Genomic DNA, 19228 nt, shown 5'->3' on the forward strand with positions numbered 1-19228 from the left:
TTAAAATAAACTTAGTAGGAAACCGTGTTTTGTATATAAAACATAAAGATCACTACGAATAATAAAAAAGGAGGAGTAATTGTCCGTTTAGGTCCGTTGATATGCAGTATACTAATAATAAAATTTTTTGGAAGCGTGTTCATGAATATTCAAAACTAAAGGGGGCTATTAGATGCTAAAAGGTAACAAAAGGTGGATTTATATTGCTTTACCAATCTTCTTCTTTTGGTTTTTTGGACAAATTGATAAATTAGGTATTTCTATTATACAGACGGATCAAGGTTTCTTAAATGATCTAGGCATAACAGGTGCAGATAAGAATGCCAAAATTGGAATGATTACTTTTGTCTTTACCATTTCTTATGCCTTATCCAATATTTTTTGGGGCTTTATTATCGACAAGCTTGGAGCAAGAAAGACAGGTATTCTGGGTCTGACTGCTTGGGCGATTACTATGGTTATTGGGGGATTATCTACTTCGTATGAGATGTTTATCGTGAGCCGTATCATCCTTGGTATCGGTGAAGGGATGATGATCCCGATTTGCGGAAAGTTTATCTCTAACTGGTTCCATCAGCGTGAACTTGGCAGAGCGCAATCCTCCTGGCTGGCAGGAAACTATTTAGGACCTGCATGCGGAGCGATTATTTTAACACTTGTGATTGCTACCTTCCATTGGCAAACTGCTTTTTTCATTTTAGCAGCGTTTAATGTTTTGATTGTACTTCCAATGTTTATTTTCCTTACTCGTGATACTCCTGAAGAACATCCACGACTAGATAAAGAAGAATTAGCTTATATTCGCCAGTCAGATTCCAAAGGATCAACGAAAAAACAAAATTTTGTGCAGGATTTCCGTTATTGGATTGTCTGGTTTGGTATGTTAGTGGCATCATTTTTATTTTTCGGTATTAGTATTTGGCTCCCTACTTATTTAGTCGGCGCGAAAGGGTTCACAAGAGAAGCAATGACAGGAATCACCTCTTTATCCTGGCTTTTTGCTTTAGGATTCGTCTTAATTTGTGGGTACTTATCGGATAAAACAAAGCGTCCTGGTTTACTTGCGACTATTCTGTTTCTTTTGACGACGTTATTTTTAACAGCGGCAATTCTTTCACCTCAACCTGTTATGGCAGGAGTATGTATGGGGTTAGCGATGGGAGCACAAGGCGGTGTATTCCATTTAAGTAATTTATTTATTGTTAAATTCTCTACTCCTGAAACAGCGGGACGTGCTGCTGGTTTGATGGGCTTTACCAACATTCTTGGCGGGTTTTCAAGCTATATTATGGGATGGATGGTTGATATTTCTGGAGGGGATTTCGGGCCTTCGATCGTCATGTTGATTATCGCAGCTTCGCTTGGATTCATTGCCTATCTGTTTACCTTAAAGAAAGAAGCTTCAGAGCTCAAGCTTGAAAATATACCACCTAATCGTGTAACCGTTTAAGTACGCTTAAATTGTTACGTATATAAAACATAGTTTTAAAAAAATATAATTTTCTCAATATTTTCAATTGACAATTATAATATTGGGATTTATTATTGGTTTATAAAGAAAACATTGTTTTATATATAAAACAAACAAACCAAAAGGAGTGCTGGAAAATGTCTGAAGAAAAATTTTCAGTAGAAGAATTTGAGAAAAAATATGTGGCGAGACTAAAGGATCGCAGCCTTGATTGGAACGTCTTAAAGTTCCAAGAAGAAATCGACCCAAAATATAAGAGAGCACAAATGCGCTATATCGGCCGCGGTGCAACCGCCAACAATGACAGCAATGTGATCGCTGCAGAACACTTTACGTTAAGCACCATGGTATTGCCTGCGGGCTGCGAAGGTCCCCTTCATTTACATGATGATGTAGAAGAAGTGTTCTTTATCTTAAAAGGAACTGTAACCGCTCTTATTCAGGAAGAAGGCAAAGAAGAAGTTCATGAAATCGTTTTAAACGAAAGAGACTGCATCAGTTCACCTCCTGGCGTTTACCGCGGAATCCGCAACGACAGCGATGAAGAAGCTCTCATGCTTGTTATGCTTGGAGCCGTGAAACCGAACCTTCCTACTTATCCGAAGGGAAGCGCATTAGAAGAGCTTCGCATCCAGCGTGCAAAAGAAAGAGAAGCAATTATTAACGGAAAATAAGATTAGGCAGGGTTTCCATACTCAAACTCCCTGATTACCTAGGAATTTCTTCGTTGACAGGGATGGTCCACTTACCTTACAGGCGGGATCATCCCTGTTGACTTTCAAAAGACTTTGGAGGTGGCGAGATGTTAGGCATTACACATTTAAGGCACATCGGCTTAATTACCCCGGTGCTGAATGAGCAGGCTGATTTTTATGAAAAAATCTGGGGATTGGATAAAGTATCTCAGGATGATCACTCGGTTTACTTCCGCGGGGCAGGTCCTGAAAATCATATTTTAAGTCTCCAAGCCGGTGAAAAAAGCGGCTTGCACCATATCGCGTTTGGCATGGTTGATAAAAATGCAGTCGATCGGGCAGCGGAAATCTTGGCTTCAAAGGGTGTCAAAATTGTTTCCGAGCCGGGTTACCTAGATGAAGAAGGAAAAGGCTACGGCCTGCGCTTTGTCGATCCGGAAAATCGATGCATCGAATTATCGGCCTATGTGGAAATGCATACGACGATTTGGAATAAGAAAAACGTCGACCCGGTTAAATTGAACCATGTGGTGATGAATACGAAAGATCTCGACATGATTGTCGACTTTTATACAAATGTCCTTGGGTTTAAGGTAACCGACTGGAGCGAGCACCAAATGGCGTTCCTGCGCTGCAACAGAAAGCATCACTCGATTGCTTTTAATCAGGACCAGCACGCTTCTGTTAACCATATCGCTTATGAAGTGGACACGGTCGATGAGGTGATGAGAGGAATCGCCAATGTAAGAAAAGCAGGCTACCAAGAAATTTGGGGTCCTGGGCGCCATGGTCCTGGCAATAATGTTTTCTGCTACTTCCAGGATCCAGCGAAGTTTGTCATGGAGTATACGTGTTATTTGGAAACAGTTGAAGATGAGGCCGAATGGGTAGCACGTGTTTGGAAACGGGTGCCGCATCTGATGGATCAATGGGGAATTGCCGGACCTCCTAAGCCGGAAACACGGGCAGCGATGGCTGGAAAGCCGGATCCAGGCTGGGTCAATGCAAAAGAATTGGTGTAACGGAGGGGTGACACGATGGATTTAGGATTAAAGGATAAAGTAGCTGTCATAATGGGAGGAACCTCTGGAGTCGGATTAAAAACTGCGGAAATGTTCCTTCAGGAGGGGGCTAAAGTAGCGGTCTGCGGCAGAAACTCAGAGCGGAAGGAAAAAGCTTATGATCATCTCCTTCAATTTGGCTCCATAGATTCCATTTATGCGGCAACATGCGATGTAACGAGTAAAGAGGATGTCAACGAGTTCATCAACGGGACAGCAGCCCATTTTGGCGGGATTGATATCCTTGTGAATGCAGCAGGACAAAGTGTTATGGGATACTTTTTTGATGTGACGGACGAACAATGGGAGCAGCAAATCCAATTGAAATACTTTGCCATCATTTACGCGGTGAAGGCGGTTCATCCTTATTTGGTCAAGCAGGGCGGCGGACGGATCATCAATATCAATGCGACGCTCGCGAAAGAACCGGAACGTCATATGATTGCCACAGCGGCAACGCGGGCCGGATTGCTAAATTTAAGCAAGACCCTTTCCCAAGAGCTTGCTTCCGATAATATTTTAGTTAACTCGGTTAGCTTAGGTTTGATACGGACCGATCAATGGGAGCGGCGCCGATTGAAAAATGCACCTGAAATAAAAGCGGAAGATTATTATGCAGACCTCGCAAAAAAGAGAAATATTCCGCTGGGAAGAGTAGGAGAGGCAGAGGAAGTAGCCAGTGTGATTTTATTTTTAGCCTCAGAGAAAGCAAGTTATGTATCGGGTTCCACGATTGAAACAGCCGGAGCGCTGGGGAAAGCGCTTTAATTTTCGGGTAAAGGCAGGAATAGATGATGAGTGAACAAAAGCAAATGGAATTTACAACAGCAGATGCAGTAGTAAAGGAACTTGTTCGTGCCGGCGTGGAAGTGGCTTTCGGCATTGTCAGTATCCACAACATGCCAATCTATGATGCGATCCTTCGCGAAGGAAGCATCCATTTAGTCTGTTCCCGCGGTGAGAGCGGCGCGGCCAATATGGCGGACGGCTATGCTAGAGCGACAGGGAAATTAGGAGTAGTGATTACAAGTACGGGAACGGGTGCCGGGAATGCGGCAGGTTCCTTAATTGAGGCATGGGCAGCAGGGGTGCCGGTTCTTCATCTAACTGGTGAGGTGGCTTCATCATATCTAGGAACTGGCAGGGGATATATCCATGAATGTAAGGACCAGTTGTCGATGATGGAAGGATGCAGTAAAAAAGCGGTCCGTTTAAGAAGGCCTGAGCAGGCAGCGGCTGTTGTCAGGCAAGCGATTCAGGACGCCTTTGCCTATCCGGCAGGACCTGTAACGCTTGAAATCCCCATTGATTTTCAATCTGCTATTATCCCTAATTATCCGATTGATGAAATCAGAACAATGGCTCCATCCAATCAAACCTTTCCATATTTGCCTGAAGAGGCATTAATGAAAATCTCCCAAGCCCGCCGTCCGGTTATTTGGGCAGGAGGAGGAGTGATTACATCCAGTGCATCAAAAGAAGTTCAAGAGCTGGCAGAAAAGATTGGAGCGGCTGTCATTACAAGCCAGTCTGGAAAAGGAAGTATTCCAGAAGACCATCCTCAGTGCATCGGTCACTTTGCCGCTTATGAATTAACGAAAGACCTGCTGAAAAAGGCCGACTTGTTAATCAGTATAGGTGTTCGATTTAGAGGGAATGAAACCTCCAATTGGAAAGTTACTGTTCCACAAGAACACATCGCCATTGATGCCGACTGGCTGGCGATTAATCGAAACTACGAGGCAAGCTACGGGCTAGTAGGGGATGCCAAACAAATCTTACAAGGGTTAAATCAAGAATTATCTAATACATCAATTGTTCCGGATTCTGCTTATCTTGATGAAGTACAGTCCGTTCGGGAAGAATTGCGTACTCAGCTAAGAGCCACACTTGGACCATATGAACAAATTCTTGATGGCATGCGAAAAGTACTGCCGCAAAACACGATTTTAGTCCGCGATGTCACCGTTCAAGCGAATGTGTGGGGCAGCCGACTATTTGAAATCTATGAAGCTAGGACATCGATTCACGCATCTGGAGGCGGTATTGGTCAAGGGCTGCCAACTGCGATTGGTGCGCAAATGGGCTTCAAGGATCGCCCGGTTGTCCTGATGGCAGGTGATGGCGGGTTTATGGTCAATGTCGGCGAAATGGCAACCGCCGCTCAAGAAAAACTGCCATTAATTATTGTCCTGTTTGATGATGCTGGTTACGGGGTGCTTCGAAATATTCAAAGTGCCGCTTATGGACGTCAAGTAGCTGTTGATTTGATGAGCCCTGACTTTGTGCAGTTAAGTCAATCGATGGGATTTGAAGCATCACGAATCGGATCTCCAGCAGAATTTGTCACAGAACTTGAGAAGGCCGTAGAAAACAAAAAGCCAACGATGATTGTAGTAGACATGGATGCGGTTGGACCAATGGCGAAACCATTTGGAGGTCCTCCGGGTGCAGCTGATGCTTTCAAGCCGAAGAAGTTATAAGGAGGAATGACAGTGATTTCAACATATCCAGCGGTTTCTGGTAAATATCTGATTGACGGAAAATGGATTCAAGCGGAAATAACAGCGAATGTCATCAATCCAGCCAATACGAGTGAAGTGGTCGGCGAGGTGGCTTTATGTTCAAAGGCGGATGTGGACCAGGCAGTAGCCGCAGCAGCGAAAGCCTATGAAAGCTGGTCGCGAACTGAAATCGAGGACCGAGCAAACCGGATGCATCTGGCAGCCGAGGAGATCCGCGCAATCGTGGAAGAGAATGTCAGTTTGCTAGTCCGCGAGAATGGTAAAGTATTGGTGGAAGCGAAAAAGGATATTCTTCGATGTGTAGATATTATGAAACAAGGGGCAGAGGAATTACTAGAATGGTGGAAGCCTGAAAGCCTGCCTGGGAATCAAAAGGTGCAAATTCGCAAGCGTCCGCGCGGGGTTGCCGCGATCATCTCGCCTTGGAACTCACCGATGATTCTGACCTTTAAACGGGTCATCCCGGCTGTTCTGACTGGAAATACGGTGGTTGTGAAGCCGGCAACCAGTTGTCCATTAACGATCATGACGTTTTTAAAAGTCGTCGCTTCCTATTTTCCGGATGGGGTCATCAATGTTGTGTCAGGCTCCGGAGGTGTGATTGGGGATGCGCTTTGCTCGGATCCAAGGGTTCGCACGATTGCATTCGTGGGCAGCACGGAAACGGGGAAGGAAATTATGCGCGCCGCCAGCGGCACCGTAAAGAAACTGTACATGGAGCTTGGTGGGAACGATGCCGCAATTCTTCTTCCGGATGTAAATTTGGATGATGAAGCGATCAAGCGTCTGCGTTTTGGAGTTCTTCGCGCGGCAGGACAGGTGTGCTCAGCGATTAAAAGGATTTATGTGCACGAATCTAGATATGAGGAAGCTGTTGAAAAATTAAAGAAGGAATTCAGCCGTATACGGGTTGGAAATGGAATTCAGCCAGATGTGGAAATGGGTCCTTTAAATAACAAATCCCAGTATGATTACGTTAACGGTCTGATTAAGAGGGCAGCTGAATCTGGAGCCAATGTCATTACGGGAGGAATTCAGCTCGACCCGGAATCATGGGAACAAGGATATTTCATCATGCCGACTATCATTACAGGTATAGAGCAAACAAGTGAAATCGTTCGGGCGGAACAATTTGGTCCGGTCATTCCGATTCTGCCGTTTTCCGATATGGATGAAGTCGTGAAGCTTGCCAATGACAGCGAGTTCGGTTTAAGAGCGTCTGTTTGGACAGAGGATGAAGCGCTTGCGGTCAAATTGGCGGACTGCTTGGAAGCCGGTGCGGTTTTCCATAATAACCATACCGTGTTCCAAGACCTTCATCTTGATTTTCCAGGTTTAAAAGAAAGCGGGCTTTCCCGTGAAACCAGACATTGCGGGCTGGAATATTTCGCAGATTCTTACGGTTTGGCTAACTAAGAAAAGCGGAAGCGCCTTGACCAGGGAAAAAAGCAGTTCATTTTTTCCTAGGGGGACAAGCATAAGCCAATCCGTCGAGAAGGTTGCATTTTAACCTTCTCGACGGATTGGCTTAGACCAAAGAGCCCCTAGGCGCTGGAGCTGGACAATTCTCGAAGTCAGGACTCTTACATTAACTTTAGAAAGGAGGAAACCAGATGAGAATAGGGTTAATTGGCGGAGGAAATATTGGAAAGTTCCTTCTTCAAAGCATCAATATCAATGGTCTTCTTCCAGGGAGTAAAATTGTCGGCCTTTATACTCGAAACGAACAAACGGCAGGGCAGCTTGCGGAGCAGTTTGATACAGAAAGTTTTCTAGAGCCGCAATCACTGATCCAGTCTGCTGACATTGACGTTGTGATCGAAGCGGCGACAATACAAGTTGTAAAGGATTATGCCGCCGCCATTCTTGCAAGCGGCAAGGATTTAGTGCTTAGCAGTGTCGGAGCGTTAGCCGATGTGGATTTTTACCGGCAGCTTGAAGAAATTTGCCAAAAAAACGGCACGAAAATCTATTTGCCATCAGGGGCGATTGGCGGATTGGATATCCTGAAGGCGGCGAAATCCATCGGCGAGCTGGAATCGGTTTCGATTGTAACGAGGAAGCCGCCGGCGGCCCTGCCTGGTGCTCCTGCCGACTGCGAACAAGTGATGTTCGAGGGTTCAGCTCATGAAGCGATTGAATTGTTTCCGAAAAATATTAATGTATCAATCATTTTGTCGTTAGCGGGCCTGGGTCCAGATAAAACGGAAGTTAAAATTATCTCGGATCCAGCTGTCCGGAAAAACAGCCACTCGATTGAGGCAACTGGGTCGTTTGGAAAACTATCTCTGGTTGTCGAGAATGATCCAATGCCGAATAATCCGAGAACAAGCTACCTCGCTGCCCTCAGCGTTTTGTCTGTTTTGAAAAACAAAGATGCGGTGGTCAAGGTCGGATAAGTGCTAGAATGAAGATGGGGATGTTCATTTATAATAAGGAAGAAAACAGGGGATTCTCCTGTAAACATAGGAAATTTGGAACATAGGGGGAATAGGTGATGATGAAAACAAACATAAATCTTGAAGAAATGTCACAGCAAGATGTGATTGAATACTTAAAAGACTCCGTCCAGCCAGAAATTGGCGCAATTCCTGCCTCTCTGTTAGGTGACCCAAAGATTTATGACCTCGAGCATAAAAAAGTATTTTTGAAGACATGGCTGTTTATCGGTCATGAATCAGAAATTCCCAACAAAAATGATTTCATTACCAGGGACGTAGCCGGCTACTCCGTGATTATTACCCGCGGGGCAGATGGCGTCATCAGTGGTCTTTACAATATGTGTACCCACCGTGGGATGAAGCTTTGCCGGGCGGATGCAGGGAATAAATCTTCGTTTACTTGCCCGTATCACGGCTTTAATTTTAAAAATAATGGCGATTGTATCGGTGTGCCGCTGCAAAAAGATATTTACGGCGAGGACTTCGATAAATCGAGAATGGGGCTTTTGAAGATCCGAATCGAGTCCTATAAGGGGCTGATTTTTGGGACATGGAATGATGCCGCTGAACCATTAGAACAGTTTTTAGGTGATTTTAAGTGGTATCTCGATATTTTAGTGGGCCGTGCCGAAATGGAAGTCATCGGGCCGCCGCAGCGATTCATTATTCAATCGAACTGGAAAATCGGGGCGGATAATTTTGTCGGCGATTCTTATCATACAATGGTAACGCATGGTTCGATCGTGAAATTAGGGATGGTACCAAGTGCTACGTATTCCAAAAAGGGCTATCAAATCCATACAGAAAATGGACATGGCTTAAACCTGGGCACCCCTAATCCAGATTTTGCGTTTCCAGTGGAACTGATGGATGAATACAAGGCGAATTTAACAGAAGAACAGTTTGATGTATTGTCCAATTTGAAAAATATGATCGGCAATATTTTTCCGAATCTATCTTTCTTAATTTCTCATACGAAGGTAAAAGGCCAATTGATCTCTAATACGTCGGTCCGCCTGTGGAGACCGGTCGGCGTTGACAAAATGGAGGTTATTACTTGGTTTTTAGTGGAGAAAAACGCATCGGTTGATTGGAAGAGACGTTCACGTGAGTCGTATATTTTAACGTTCAGCCCGTCAGGAATCTTTGAGCAGGATGATACAGAGGTCTTCACGGATATAACAGCGGCATCCTCAGGCACGATGCCATTAGTGAAGCAGCTGACCTTTAATTATACGATGGGCTTACACCGCAAGCCTGTAGAGGATTTCGTCGGTCCTGGCGTGGTGTATGATGATAAGTTCACAGAGGCAAATCAACGGAACTTTTATCGATACTGGCTCGATCTGATGACATCTTAAGGCGGGCGGGGTCTGCATAAAAAGATTGGAGGGATCAAGATGAGTTTGGAAAAGATGCTGGCAACCTATGAATTTGAACAGTGGCTGTATACGGAAGCGAAGCTGCTCGATGATATTGATTTTGATGGTTGGTTCAGCCTGCTGCACCCTGATATTTCGTATCAAATGCCGGTCAGGGTCAACAAGGAAGGGATTGAACGTCCCGATTATTCTTTAGATATGTTCGCGTTTGATGATGATATTGAATTATTGAAAATTCGGGTGGATCGTTTGAAAACGGATTACGCCTGGGCGGAAATTCCGCCATCTCGTACCCGCAGGTCTGTTAATAATGTCCGCCTGCTGGAGTATGTGCCGAATGAAAAAGCGGTCGTCAACAGTTATTTGACGATTTACCGGAGCCGCAGCACCGATATTCACCACGACTTAATTTCAGGCGAGCGACACGATGAATTCACTTATGTGGACGGGGAATGGAAGCTGTCCAAGCGTGTTTTCATCGTTGACCAAACGACATTAAATACTAGAAATTTAGCTATTTTCGTTTAATCGTCAAAGCGAATTGTCGTTATTCTCAGATAAACGACATTACTCTCGGATAAGCTGCATTTACTCTCGTAAACAAAACTCTAAAATTAGCAGTTTTAAATAGAAAGGAGCACCCTGATGTCTCAGCTTAACGGAAAATCAATTTATTTGACCGGAGGTGCCTCCGGTATTGGCAAAGCTGTCACGGAGACATTTGTGAAGGAAGGTGCCACAGTCACCATCCTTGATAAATCTGCCACTGGATTGCATGAACTAAAACAGCTTTTAGGTGAAAAGGTTCAATGTATTGAAGGCGATGTCACAGTCTATGAGGATCATGTTCGTGCAGTCCAGACAGCGGTCCAAACTTACGGCAAATTGGATGTTTTTGTGGCAAATGCCGGAGTATTCGATGGATTTGCCAAGTTTGAAACGGTATCACCGGAAGCCATGTCCTCTGCTTACAATCTTCTGTTTGATATCAATGTGAAGGGATATTTTAACGGAGCAAAAGCTTCAGTGGAAGAGCTGAAGAAGACGTCCGGGAATATGATTTTCACTGTTTCCGGCGCAGGGTTCTATCCGGATGGCGGCGGTGTTTGGTATACGGCAAGCAAGCATGCGCAAATTGGCTTAATGCGCCAATTGGCATTTGAACTGGCACCGGATATCCGTGTCAATGCAGTAGCGCCTGGAGGAACATTAACTGCCCTGCATGTTATCCCGCCTCTACAGCCTTTTGTCAAAATCGTCGATAACGAAACGAAAGAGAAAAGCATAAAAAAACGGAACCCTTTGCAAATTGCCATGAAATCGGAAGACCATGTTGGAGCCTATCTTCTTCTCGCCTCTGATCAGGCACGTGCGATTACAGGTGAAATAATTTCGAGTGATGGAGGGCTGGCTGTTCGCGGTCTTGGATAGGGGGGTGACTGTCACCGCCCTTATTTTGGTGGAGGAAAAATTGTCTGTTGCAAGAGATCTTTTCAAAAAAGCTATAAAAATTGAGGTGAATCAAGATGACCGAATCATTGACGGAAAAAAAGCCGCTGGCCGGCAATAACGTCATCAATCAAATTGCATTTGTTGTTCGTGATCTTGAGCAGGCATCAGAAGCATTTGCTAAACTTCTTGGCATTCCAAAACCAAATTGGTTTTTAACCGGTGACCGTAATATATCAAAAGTGGTCTTTCGCGGTCAACCGACTGATTCGCGCAGTAAACTAGTATTTATGAATACGCCAACTGTGCAATTTGAATTGATTGAACCGAATCAAGAACCTGGGACCATGCGTGAATTTTTAGATACTGCGGGAGAAGGCATTCATCATATCGCCTTTGATGTAGATTCTATAAAAGATAGAGTTCCAGTTTTTGAGGAAAACGGATATCCACTCCTGCAGAGCGGCGAATTTACATCGAATGACGGCAGATATGTGTATGTAGATACATTAACAGATTATAAAACACTAGTGGAATTGCTCGAAAGTGCGGAGCCAAGGGACAACACAACACCTGCTGAAGTCTTCACTCCATTATTAGGAACCAATAAAGTCGAACAGCTTGCGATTGTTGTAAAAGATCTGGATGAAGCGGCTGAAGCGTACTGCAGATTATTGGGGGTGGAAAGACCACCGGTTATTCATTCAGGTCCAAGCGAGCTTACTCAGGTTGTTTTTGAAGGCCAGCCAACCGATGCAATGTCTAAATATATGTTTATTAACACACCTTTACTTCAGCTGGAATTAATTGAGCCGGGTGATTCGCCAAGCACGTGGAAAAAGCATCTCGAAACTCAAGGAGAAGGTGTCCACCATATTTCATTCGTCGTACATGATATGGATGAAAAAGTGAAATTGCTAGAGGATCTTGGCTATCCAGTTATCCAACGAGGGAATTTTTGGAACGGCAAAGGCAGATACGCTTATATGGATACGACCGCTGCATACAAAGTAATCATCGAATTACTTGAAAGATACTAAGTGCGGGAAAAGATTCGAAATTTTATTCAAAAGAAGTCCCTAAAACGGGGCTTTTTTGTTTTGAAGAGAAGTAAACTTTTTCGTCCAAAATGTGTACTGTATTTTTTCCATAAAATTTCTAGGGAAAGAGCCCTTCCCCATCTTAGTTTCTTTACATAAATTGTAGGGAATAAGTCTAAAGGAGGTCTATAGTATGTTCGGTTATGGTGGATTTGGTGGTTGTTGTGGCGGCTATGGCTATGGCGGCGGTTTCGGCTGCGGCTTTGCTTTAATCGTTGTATTGTTTATTTTGTTAATCATCGTAGGAGCAGTAATCTGTTTCTAAGTAAACAATACTTTCAACAAAAAAAGCCTGTAATGGCTTTTTTTGTTGAAATTTTTTTATCAGAGTCAGCACTTGTCTATTCACTTTTCCTATCTTGTACATAGTATATTATTACACCAAAGCCAAATCTAAATAAAATTTTTACCTCCTCAGAAACGTTTGCTTGATCAGCAGACGTTTCTTGTGTTTTATTTCGCAGAAAAGTGACAAGACAGCATCGATTTACGAAGAATACATTAAAAAAGTAAGCTCCCTTTTGAAGCTTACTTTTTTATATTCAACGATTCGAAATTCAATTTTTTAAATCTCCACTATTGTAATCCGTATGCCTTTATTATCTCTTGTTTAATACTATTTCCGGCATCATCCCAGGCACTGGCCCGAAGGGAGACAAAGCCTCCCGGTTTATTTGGATGCTTGATCGTGGCTGTCCAGCCCTTCCCTTCAGCAATTAATCCAACGTTTTCCCAGGATTTTCCTTCGTCAAATGAAACTTCAAGGGATGCTCCATCGATTTTTCCATTTCCTGGGGCACCTGAAATTTGGATCGCCGACAAACCAATTTTGGCCGAATGACCGGCAAGGGCATCTCCGTTCATGTCAGTATCCACTTTGTAATCAAGCGAAAGCAGCGGTAAATCTGTTTTAAATTCCTCTTGCTGTTTAGACCAGAACGTCCACTCTGTATGGGTTCGAACGGATGTATGCCAGCGTTCCTCATCACGGGAGGCATCACTGACTATTCGATATTGGGTATTTTCAACAGGATAGTTTGCAAAAGAATAGATTGCTTGTCCAATACCTTCCTTCACGAGTGTAGAACCTTGATATAGCTTTAGTGTTTGCTGACCAGGGTAAGTCATTTCTGCCCCTGTGCTTCCTAAGCCAGAATCAGCCCATGCAGGAACATTGATAATCAGGCTGTTCCCTGAACGGTAAGGTACCCAGAAGCCATCACCAAAGCGAGGGCGGACTACCGGAGCAAACCAGTCTTCCTCTAACTGCTGCCCTGGCTTGTTTTGGGCTAAAGGCTGACGCACTTCCCATTGGCCGTCTAGCACACTAGCCTGATGATACCAGGATGTACCCTCTTGGGCAGATACCCATTCTGTTCGGACAGCTGGCAGGGATAGACTCATAGGGTAGCCTACTCCAATTGGGCGGTATGCCGGGAGATCCCAGCGGAACTCTGCACCTGGAGCCGTGCGGTCTGATCTATATTGAGTATTAATTTTTACAAGATCCTTTGTTTTAGGTGAATAGGTTAAATCCTTTGGTATAGCATTATGATGGTTATCGACAAGATCATAAATGAAATCACTATCAGGATTACCTTCGACATTCAATTTCAATTTTCCAGAACGGGCAGCTTCAATGAGATTTTTACCCTCTGTTCCACTAATAGCAGCTACCGGAATTGGACTATCTGAAAGTGAGAAATCTTCATTTTCAATTCCAACAAATTCGCTCAGTTCTTTCGGTCCATCATTTACAGTGATCAAGAGTTTAGCCCCGGCCTTATAGGCTGCCGCAGCCCTCTCTGAACCGGATACTTCATCACTGCGTTCCACGATAACGGCCTTGTCCTTTACATTCAATCCATTATATTCTGATGCAGCACCCTTGCCTGCATATACGGTATCCAAATTGTATTTCCCTTTTAGAAGCGTACTTCCCGCTTGAGGGATATCATCTAATTCTTGGCCGTGGAAGTTGATCGTCAATAACGGCTCTGTAAGTCTCCAGCGTGTGTTCATGGTGAAATCACCATTTTTTACTGGCTTAGTTGGTTGAGCGTACATATGATCCTTCCAAACTGGCAGTACGTAAATGTCCTCGACGATATTTCCATCAATCGTACGGTGATATTCCATTTTTCTAAAATTCGCTTCGGTCTCTTTTGGGACATTAGCGGTTATTTCGTTCGCTTTACGGGCATCCAGTTCAACTGTTTGCGGTCCAGTTAGGTCGATTTCAGGGTTACCGACGAGTGCAACACCGGCATGATCTGTATTCACGTCAACATCCATCATCGACATAACCGAATAAGTTCCAGGCGGCAGTCGCAATTCCTTCGTACCGTCAACGGCCATAAACTGTGGAACTCCATCAGGACCAAGAAGGTTGATGTACGCTAGGGCAGGAGCTCCGTCACGATCGATTGCGTTTAAAGTTAGCGGATATCTTTCCTCTTCTTTGATCATACCCATCGCTGTATGGACCACTGTTTGACCATCAGCAGAGGCGGTAAGCTGCCCTTGGTAACGGGCACCGAGAGCTCCAAGCTGTGGGTCAAGTTTTACGGAAACATCAGCAGTACCATTTGCAGGGACAGTTACTTGGTTTGTTGAAAGTTTTATCATCCCAGCAGGCGCTTCTGACCCGCTGTTATCTGTAACCTTTACAGAAAGATCCAGTGTTATTGGCTGGTCGCTGTCGTTCGTGTACGTAACTTTTTTCTCAACCGGAGCATCTCCCTCATGCGGCCAGTCAAAAAAGCCAAAGTCGATGGATCCTTTCGCACGTACAGTTCCCAATGTTGCGGCTGCTACGTCAAGTCGGCCGGTTCCGCCCTCATATGGCTTAATGTTGTCCAGTTTCTTGGTTGTACTCATCAGCGCATCCTTTAGTTGCGTCCCTGTCCAATCAGGATGGCGCTGTGCGAGAATGGCTGCCGCTCCAGCAACATGAGGTGTTGCCATCGATGTGCCGCTCATCTTGAGATAAGAGCCGCTGCCCGAAGTTGCAAATTGAGAGCGGGCCGCAGTAATATCTACACCCGGAGCAGTAAGATCCGGCTTTAAGCCCATATCTCCGAAGCGAGGGCCTTTTGAAGAAAAGTAAGCCAAGTTATCTGACTTGTCAACAGCACCAACTGTAAGGGCTGCATCTGCAGCGCCTGGTGAACCAATGCTTTCAGTTCCCGTGTTGCCTGCAGCAATAACAAACAGTGCGCCTGTATCTTTACTTAGATTATTCACTGCTTCTGCCATCGGGTCTGTTCCGTCACTGGGCTCCGAGCTGCCTAAGCTCATGCTAACAATCTTGGCATTGTGTGCAGCCCATTCCATTCCATCAATAATCCAAGAATCCTGACCGAAGCCGTCATTACCAAGCACCTTCCCTACTAGTAGGCGGGCTCCCGGCGCTACTCCTTTATACTTTCCTGTTGACGCTGCTCCTGTTCCAAGTACAGTGGATGCTACATGTGTACCGTGAGCGTGATGGTCTTCTACGTCCTCGCCAGGGACAAAGCTCTTTGAAGCATCCAATTGACCAGCAATATCCGGGTGTTCCGCATCGATTCCGGTGTCAAGCACTGCTACCTTTACACCCTTTCCGTCATAACCGGCATTCCAAGCCGTTGGTGCGCCAATTTGTGGAACACTTTCTGCAAGGGTGGCTTCCACTTTGCCATCTAGCCAGACCTTTTCGATTCCTGGAGTCAACGCTGCCCGTGAAGCCTTGGCTGGTTGCGTTCCTTTAGTGATGTCTTGCCAGAATGTTTTCGTTTGCTTTTTATCAGTGGAAAGTGCCACACCATTTATGCTCTCTAGCACATGGGTTTGCTTGGCTCCTTTTGGTGTAGGTTTAGGCACAGCAGAACGAGTTTTAGACTCAGAATATTGAACGATGACAGGCAAAGTATTTTGAGAGGCATCATCATATCCATCAGCAATGAGCGTGGAGATATTGAATAAATCCTTATCCAAGAAGCCGGAGGCTAAATAAGACATTGCTTGGTCAGGTATGACATATGTATCCTTGTTGATTGTCATAATTCGTGCCCCGCCGCCAGCATGATCAGCGGGTTCTACGCTAATGACGCTTTGCCCATCGGCTAACTCTGTTACAGTGACAACATCCCCCGTAATAAGCGTGATGACATGCTTTCCTGTACTTGCTTTTGCGTTAATACCCTGAAGAACTTCTGAAATGCCGTCTGCAGATTTTACCAAACTTTTGCTAGAGTCATCGGCAAACGCTTGAAGGGTGGGTACGGTAAGAAGAGCAGTAGTCATCATCGCCGCAAAATACTTCTTGAATCTAGGCTTTTCCATTTTGCATTCTCCTATTCTGTAAAAAATTTGTCTTGCAATCTATCTCTATTAAAAGATTATAGAGTGAATTAAATCTACTGTTAATTGGGACAATTCTGACATTTTGAAAGCGATATACGTTGAATTTTTTTAAGAAGTGGGATTCTTACTGTAAAAAAAAGTTAATTTATCATGCTATCAACTTGGGACAATTTCATCAAAACGACAAAAAGGGACAATTGCTGCTGGCAATTGTCCTATTATTCTTTTTTAGTAGTGAGTATTTTCCTTACGTACACTTACTTTCCTGAGTTCTACTGGGGACCCAATGTTGAAAAGCTGGTTCTTAAGGTGTTGGTTAGCGATACGAAGATAGTGGTTGGCCGAAACAAAGTCCTGCTTTTCTTCATAATAAGCAGCAATCATCTGTAGATATTTACTGCCTCTATCACTTGGCATATGATTTTCAATAATAGCTAGTCCGTGTTTAATTAGATATTGAATGAGTGTTTTTTTCGGACCAGCTGCTTCTAAATATAGGATTTTTAATTCAATGTAGCGTGGGGACTTTTGATCCTGAAAGGACTCTAACACATTGGTTAATATTTCCGCCGCTTTGTCATTTTGTGAATCAGAAATAAGCGCCTCTGCAAGATAGGAAATTGTAATGTAATAATAGGGTGTATTTTTTTCTCTGAGATGAAGGGCTTGTGAATAATAGTCCACTGATTCCTCAATCTTACCCTGTCTGTAATACAAAAACCCTAGATTATGTAATGAAAGGGATCGCGTTTCTGTATCCTGAAGCATTTCGGCGTCACTTAAAATATGGACAAGCATTTCTTTCCCTTTATCAAATTCACCAATATAAATAAAATTAACGGCTAGAATCATTTTCACATAGACAATTCGCAAAAAGTTGTTTGTATTTTGAAAGACCTGCAAGGCTTTATAGGCATAATGAATGGACAAAGAATAGTGGCATAAATGTCCGTGCAAGGCCGAACGATAATAATAGTACTCTGAAATTTTGGTCTGAAATTGCTCAGCTTGTCCTTCAATACGTGATAGGAAAATGAGTGCCCTAGGGAATTGCTCCTTTCTGCCATTATAGATTCCCTGGAGCAAGTCCCACACATAAGCTTCAAACGGAGAAAATTTTGTGACATACCGATGAATACCTAGGGAGGAATTTTCAAAGGATGAAAAATTATCTAAAAGCAAGTAATAGCGGAGCATATATAACTCATAAAGATAAATCATGTCGGTACAATGAACGTATTCCTTGTAATCTTGCAATTCCTTATATAAAACACCAGCCTTCTCCTGGTGCATCCGTTCGATTGTCTCGTAAAATAAATCCAGCTTCTGCCTGATTAATTCAGTCTTTTTGTTTTCTTCCTCTATAGAAATCTGCAATCTTTCACATAACAGCTTCAGTGTTTTGGGATTGGCGTCTTTCGTATTATTTTCTATTTTGCTTAAGTGTGTAATCGAGCAAATGCCATGGCATAGCTGTTCCTGCGTCTTATTTTGCTTTCTGCGATGATAATAAATCACTTTTCCTATGGACATGCAATCTACCTACTCTCCTGGAACGAAAATAAAGGACTTTTTTCCATTTTAACTACTTATAGATTAATAGTAATTAAGTAAATTGGATTAATTTTTCAATTTTCGCACTAAGAAGAAATCATTAATGGATATTTAACTGAATATTACATATAGTCAGTGATATTAATTGACTAATAAAACGTAATAATACTAAAATGGATAAAATCAATAAAGAAGGTGTTTTTTTTTGTCAAAAGTAATGAAAGAAATCAACTCGGATGGTTCATTTAATCGCCAGAAAAATCGATTTACGACACCATTTGGTACTAAAGAAGGGGAGCTTCCTGTTGAGGCGGGAAGATATCGGCTTTTATGGTCGGCTGTCTGTCCGTGGGCGCATCGATCGGTCATCGTTCGCAGTATCCTTGGCCTGGAAGAAGCCATCAGTTTAGGAACCGCCAGCCCAATGCGTCCGAAACTCCCCCATGTGGACTGGGAATTTTCACTTGATGAAGGCGGTGTAGACCCAGTACTCGGAATCAGATACATGAGTGAAATTTATCAGAAAACAGAACCCGAATACTCTGGCCGTCCAACTGTTCCTGTGATGGTGGATGTAAAGGAACAAAAAGTAGTAAACAATGATTATTTTAAACTGACAAATTACCTGGAAACCGTGTGGGCCTCGTTACATAAAGAAAATGCTCCCGATTTGTATCCGGAACACTTGCATGGGGAGATAGATGCTTTAAATGATATCATTTTCCATGATGTTAACAATGGTGTTTATAAATGTGGTTTTGCCCAGTCTCAAGAAGCTTATGAAGCAGCATATGATACCTTATTTGCCAGATTAGATGAATTGGAAGCGCGTCTCTCCACACGCCGCTTCTTATTTGGTGAATATATTACAGATTCAGATGTCCGGCTATATGCCACATTAGTCCGTTTCGATGCCGCCTATTACTCGGCTTTCAAGACAAACCGCAACCGGATTGTTGATTTTTCCAATCTATGGGGCTATTTGCGTGATCTCTATCAAACACCCGGATTTGGGGATACGACTGATTTTCATGCTATTAAAGTGCATTATCATTTATCCAACCATATTGCTGGAGATGATCAAAAAAGCTTTCATATATTGCCGAAGGGTCCGGACTTATCAGGTTTGTATTCGCAGCATAACCGTGAAGTGTTAAGTACTAAAACAGAAAAGTTTTTAATCTATTAAGGGGCGTGTATAAA

General features: G+C 43.6%; 15 protein-coding genes. 13 read left to right on the forward strand and 2 right to left on the reverse strand.

The annotated features are described in order from the left end of the window. Window positions 1–172: 172 nt before the first annotated feature. From AC59HZ_RS13970 to AC59HZ_RS14025, 12 genes are all read left to right on the forward strand, one after another. Window positions 173–1450, forward strand: coding sequence for an MFS transporter (locus AC59HZ_RS13970; protein ID WP_496546416.1), 1278 nt, complete (start codon window positions 173–175; stop codon window positions 1448–1450). 158 nt (window positions 1451–1608) lie between these two features. Beyond that, window positions 1609–2145 carry a cupin domain-containing protein gene (locus tag AC59HZ_RS13975; protein WP_496546417.1) on the forward strand — a complete coding sequence of 179 codons (537 nt, stop codon included), beginning with the start codon at window positions 1609–1611 and terminating at the stop codon, window positions 2143–2145. 128 nt (window positions 2146–2273) lie between these two features. After that, window positions 2274–3188: a VOC family protein gene (locus tag AC59HZ_RS13980; RefSeq protein ID WP_496546418.1), complete on the forward strand. Its 915-nt coding sequence runs from the start codon at window positions 2274–2276 to the stop codon at window positions 3186–3188. 15 nt (window positions 3189–3203) lie between these two features. Further along, window positions 3204–3995: an SDR family oxidoreductase gene (locus tag AC59HZ_RS13985; RefSeq protein WP_496546419.1), complete on the forward strand. Its 792-nt coding sequence runs from the start codon at window positions 3204–3206 to the stop codon at window positions 3993–3995. Between the two features lie 26 nt (window positions 3996–4021). Beyond that, window positions 4022–5710 carry a thiamine pyrophosphate-binding protein gene (locus AC59HZ_RS13990; RefSeq protein ID WP_496546597.1) on the forward strand — a complete coding sequence of 563 codons (1689 nt, stop codon included), beginning with the start codon at window positions 4022–4024 and terminating at the stop codon, window positions 5708–5710. Window positions 5711–5716: 6 nt separating this feature from the next. After that, the gene (locus AC59HZ_RS13995) at window positions 5717–7168 is read left to right on the forward strand and encodes an aldehyde dehydrogenase family protein (RefSeq protein ID WP_496546420.1); all 1452 of its coding nucleotides are present in this window, start codon (window positions 5717–5719) and stop codon (window positions 7166–7168) included. A 197-nt stretch (window positions 7169–7365) separates the two neighbouring features. Further along, window positions 7366–8151 (forward strand): aspartate dehydrogenase, encoded by a 786-nt coding sequence (gene nadX / locus AC59HZ_RS14000; protein WP_496546421.1) that lies wholly within the window; start codon window positions 7366–7368, stop codon window positions 8149–8151. Between the two features lie 98 nt (window positions 8152–8249). Further along, complete coding sequence (locus AC59HZ_RS14005) at window positions 8250–9554, forward strand: aromatic ring-hydroxylating dioxygenase subunit alpha (RefSeq protein WP_496546422.1); 1305 nt, start codon at window positions 8250–8252, stop codon at window positions 9552–9554. Between the two features lie 39 nt (window positions 9555–9593). Next, a complete protein-coding gene (locus AC59HZ_RS14010; RefSeq protein ID WP_430064203.1) occupies window positions 9594–10103 on the forward strand; it encodes an aromatic-ring-hydroxylating dioxygenase subunit beta in 510 nt (169 codons plus the stop codon). Window positions 10104–10220: 117 nt separating this feature from the next. Further along, window positions 10221–11006, forward strand: a complete 786-nt coding sequence (locus tag AC59HZ_RS14015; protein WP_496546423.1) for an SDR family NAD(P)-dependent oxidoreductase — start codon at window positions 10221–10223, stop codon at window positions 11004–11006. 95 nt (window positions 11007–11101) lie between these two features. After that, window positions 11102–12064 (forward strand): VOC family protein, encoded by a 963-nt coding sequence (locus tag AC59HZ_RS14020; protein ID WP_496546424.1) that lies wholly within the window; start codon window positions 11102–11104, stop codon window positions 12062–12064. A 193-nt stretch (window positions 12065–12257) separates the two neighbouring features. Beyond that, window positions 12258–12389, forward strand: a complete 132-nt coding sequence (locus AC59HZ_RS14025) for a YjcZ family sporulation protein (protein WP_496546425.1) — start codon at window positions 12258–12260, stop codon at window positions 12387–12389. A gap of 311 nt (window positions 12390–12700) precedes the next feature. Here AC59HZ_RS14025 and AC59HZ_RS14030 read toward each other — a convergent pair whose 3' ends face one another. Together AC59HZ_RS14030 and AC59HZ_RS14035 are read right to left on the reverse strand one after the other, a co-directional pair. Then, window positions 12701–16450: a S8 family serine peptidase gene (locus AC59HZ_RS14030; RefSeq protein ID WP_496546426.1), complete on the reverse strand. Its 3750-nt coding sequence runs from the start codon at window positions 16448–16450 to the stop codon at window positions 12701–12703. Window positions 16451–16699: 249 nt separating this feature from the next. Continuing rightward, entirely contained in the window at window positions 16700–18004 is a 1305-nt protein-coding gene (locus tag AC59HZ_RS14035; protein WP_496546427.1) for a helix-turn-helix domain-containing protein, read from the reverse strand. A gap of 238 nt (window positions 18005–18242) precedes the next feature. Here AC59HZ_RS14035 and AC59HZ_RS14040 point away from each other — a divergent pair, with 238 nt between their 5' ends. Next, window positions 18243–19214 (forward strand): glutathione S-transferase family protein, encoded by a 972-nt coding sequence (locus AC59HZ_RS14040; protein ID WP_496546428.1) that lies wholly within the window; start codon window positions 18243–18245, stop codon window positions 19212–19214. The last annotated feature ends 14 nt before the right edge of the window (window positions 19215–19228 follow it).

The sequence above is a fragment of the Neobacillus sp. DZ-9 genome, from assembly GCF_059587065.1.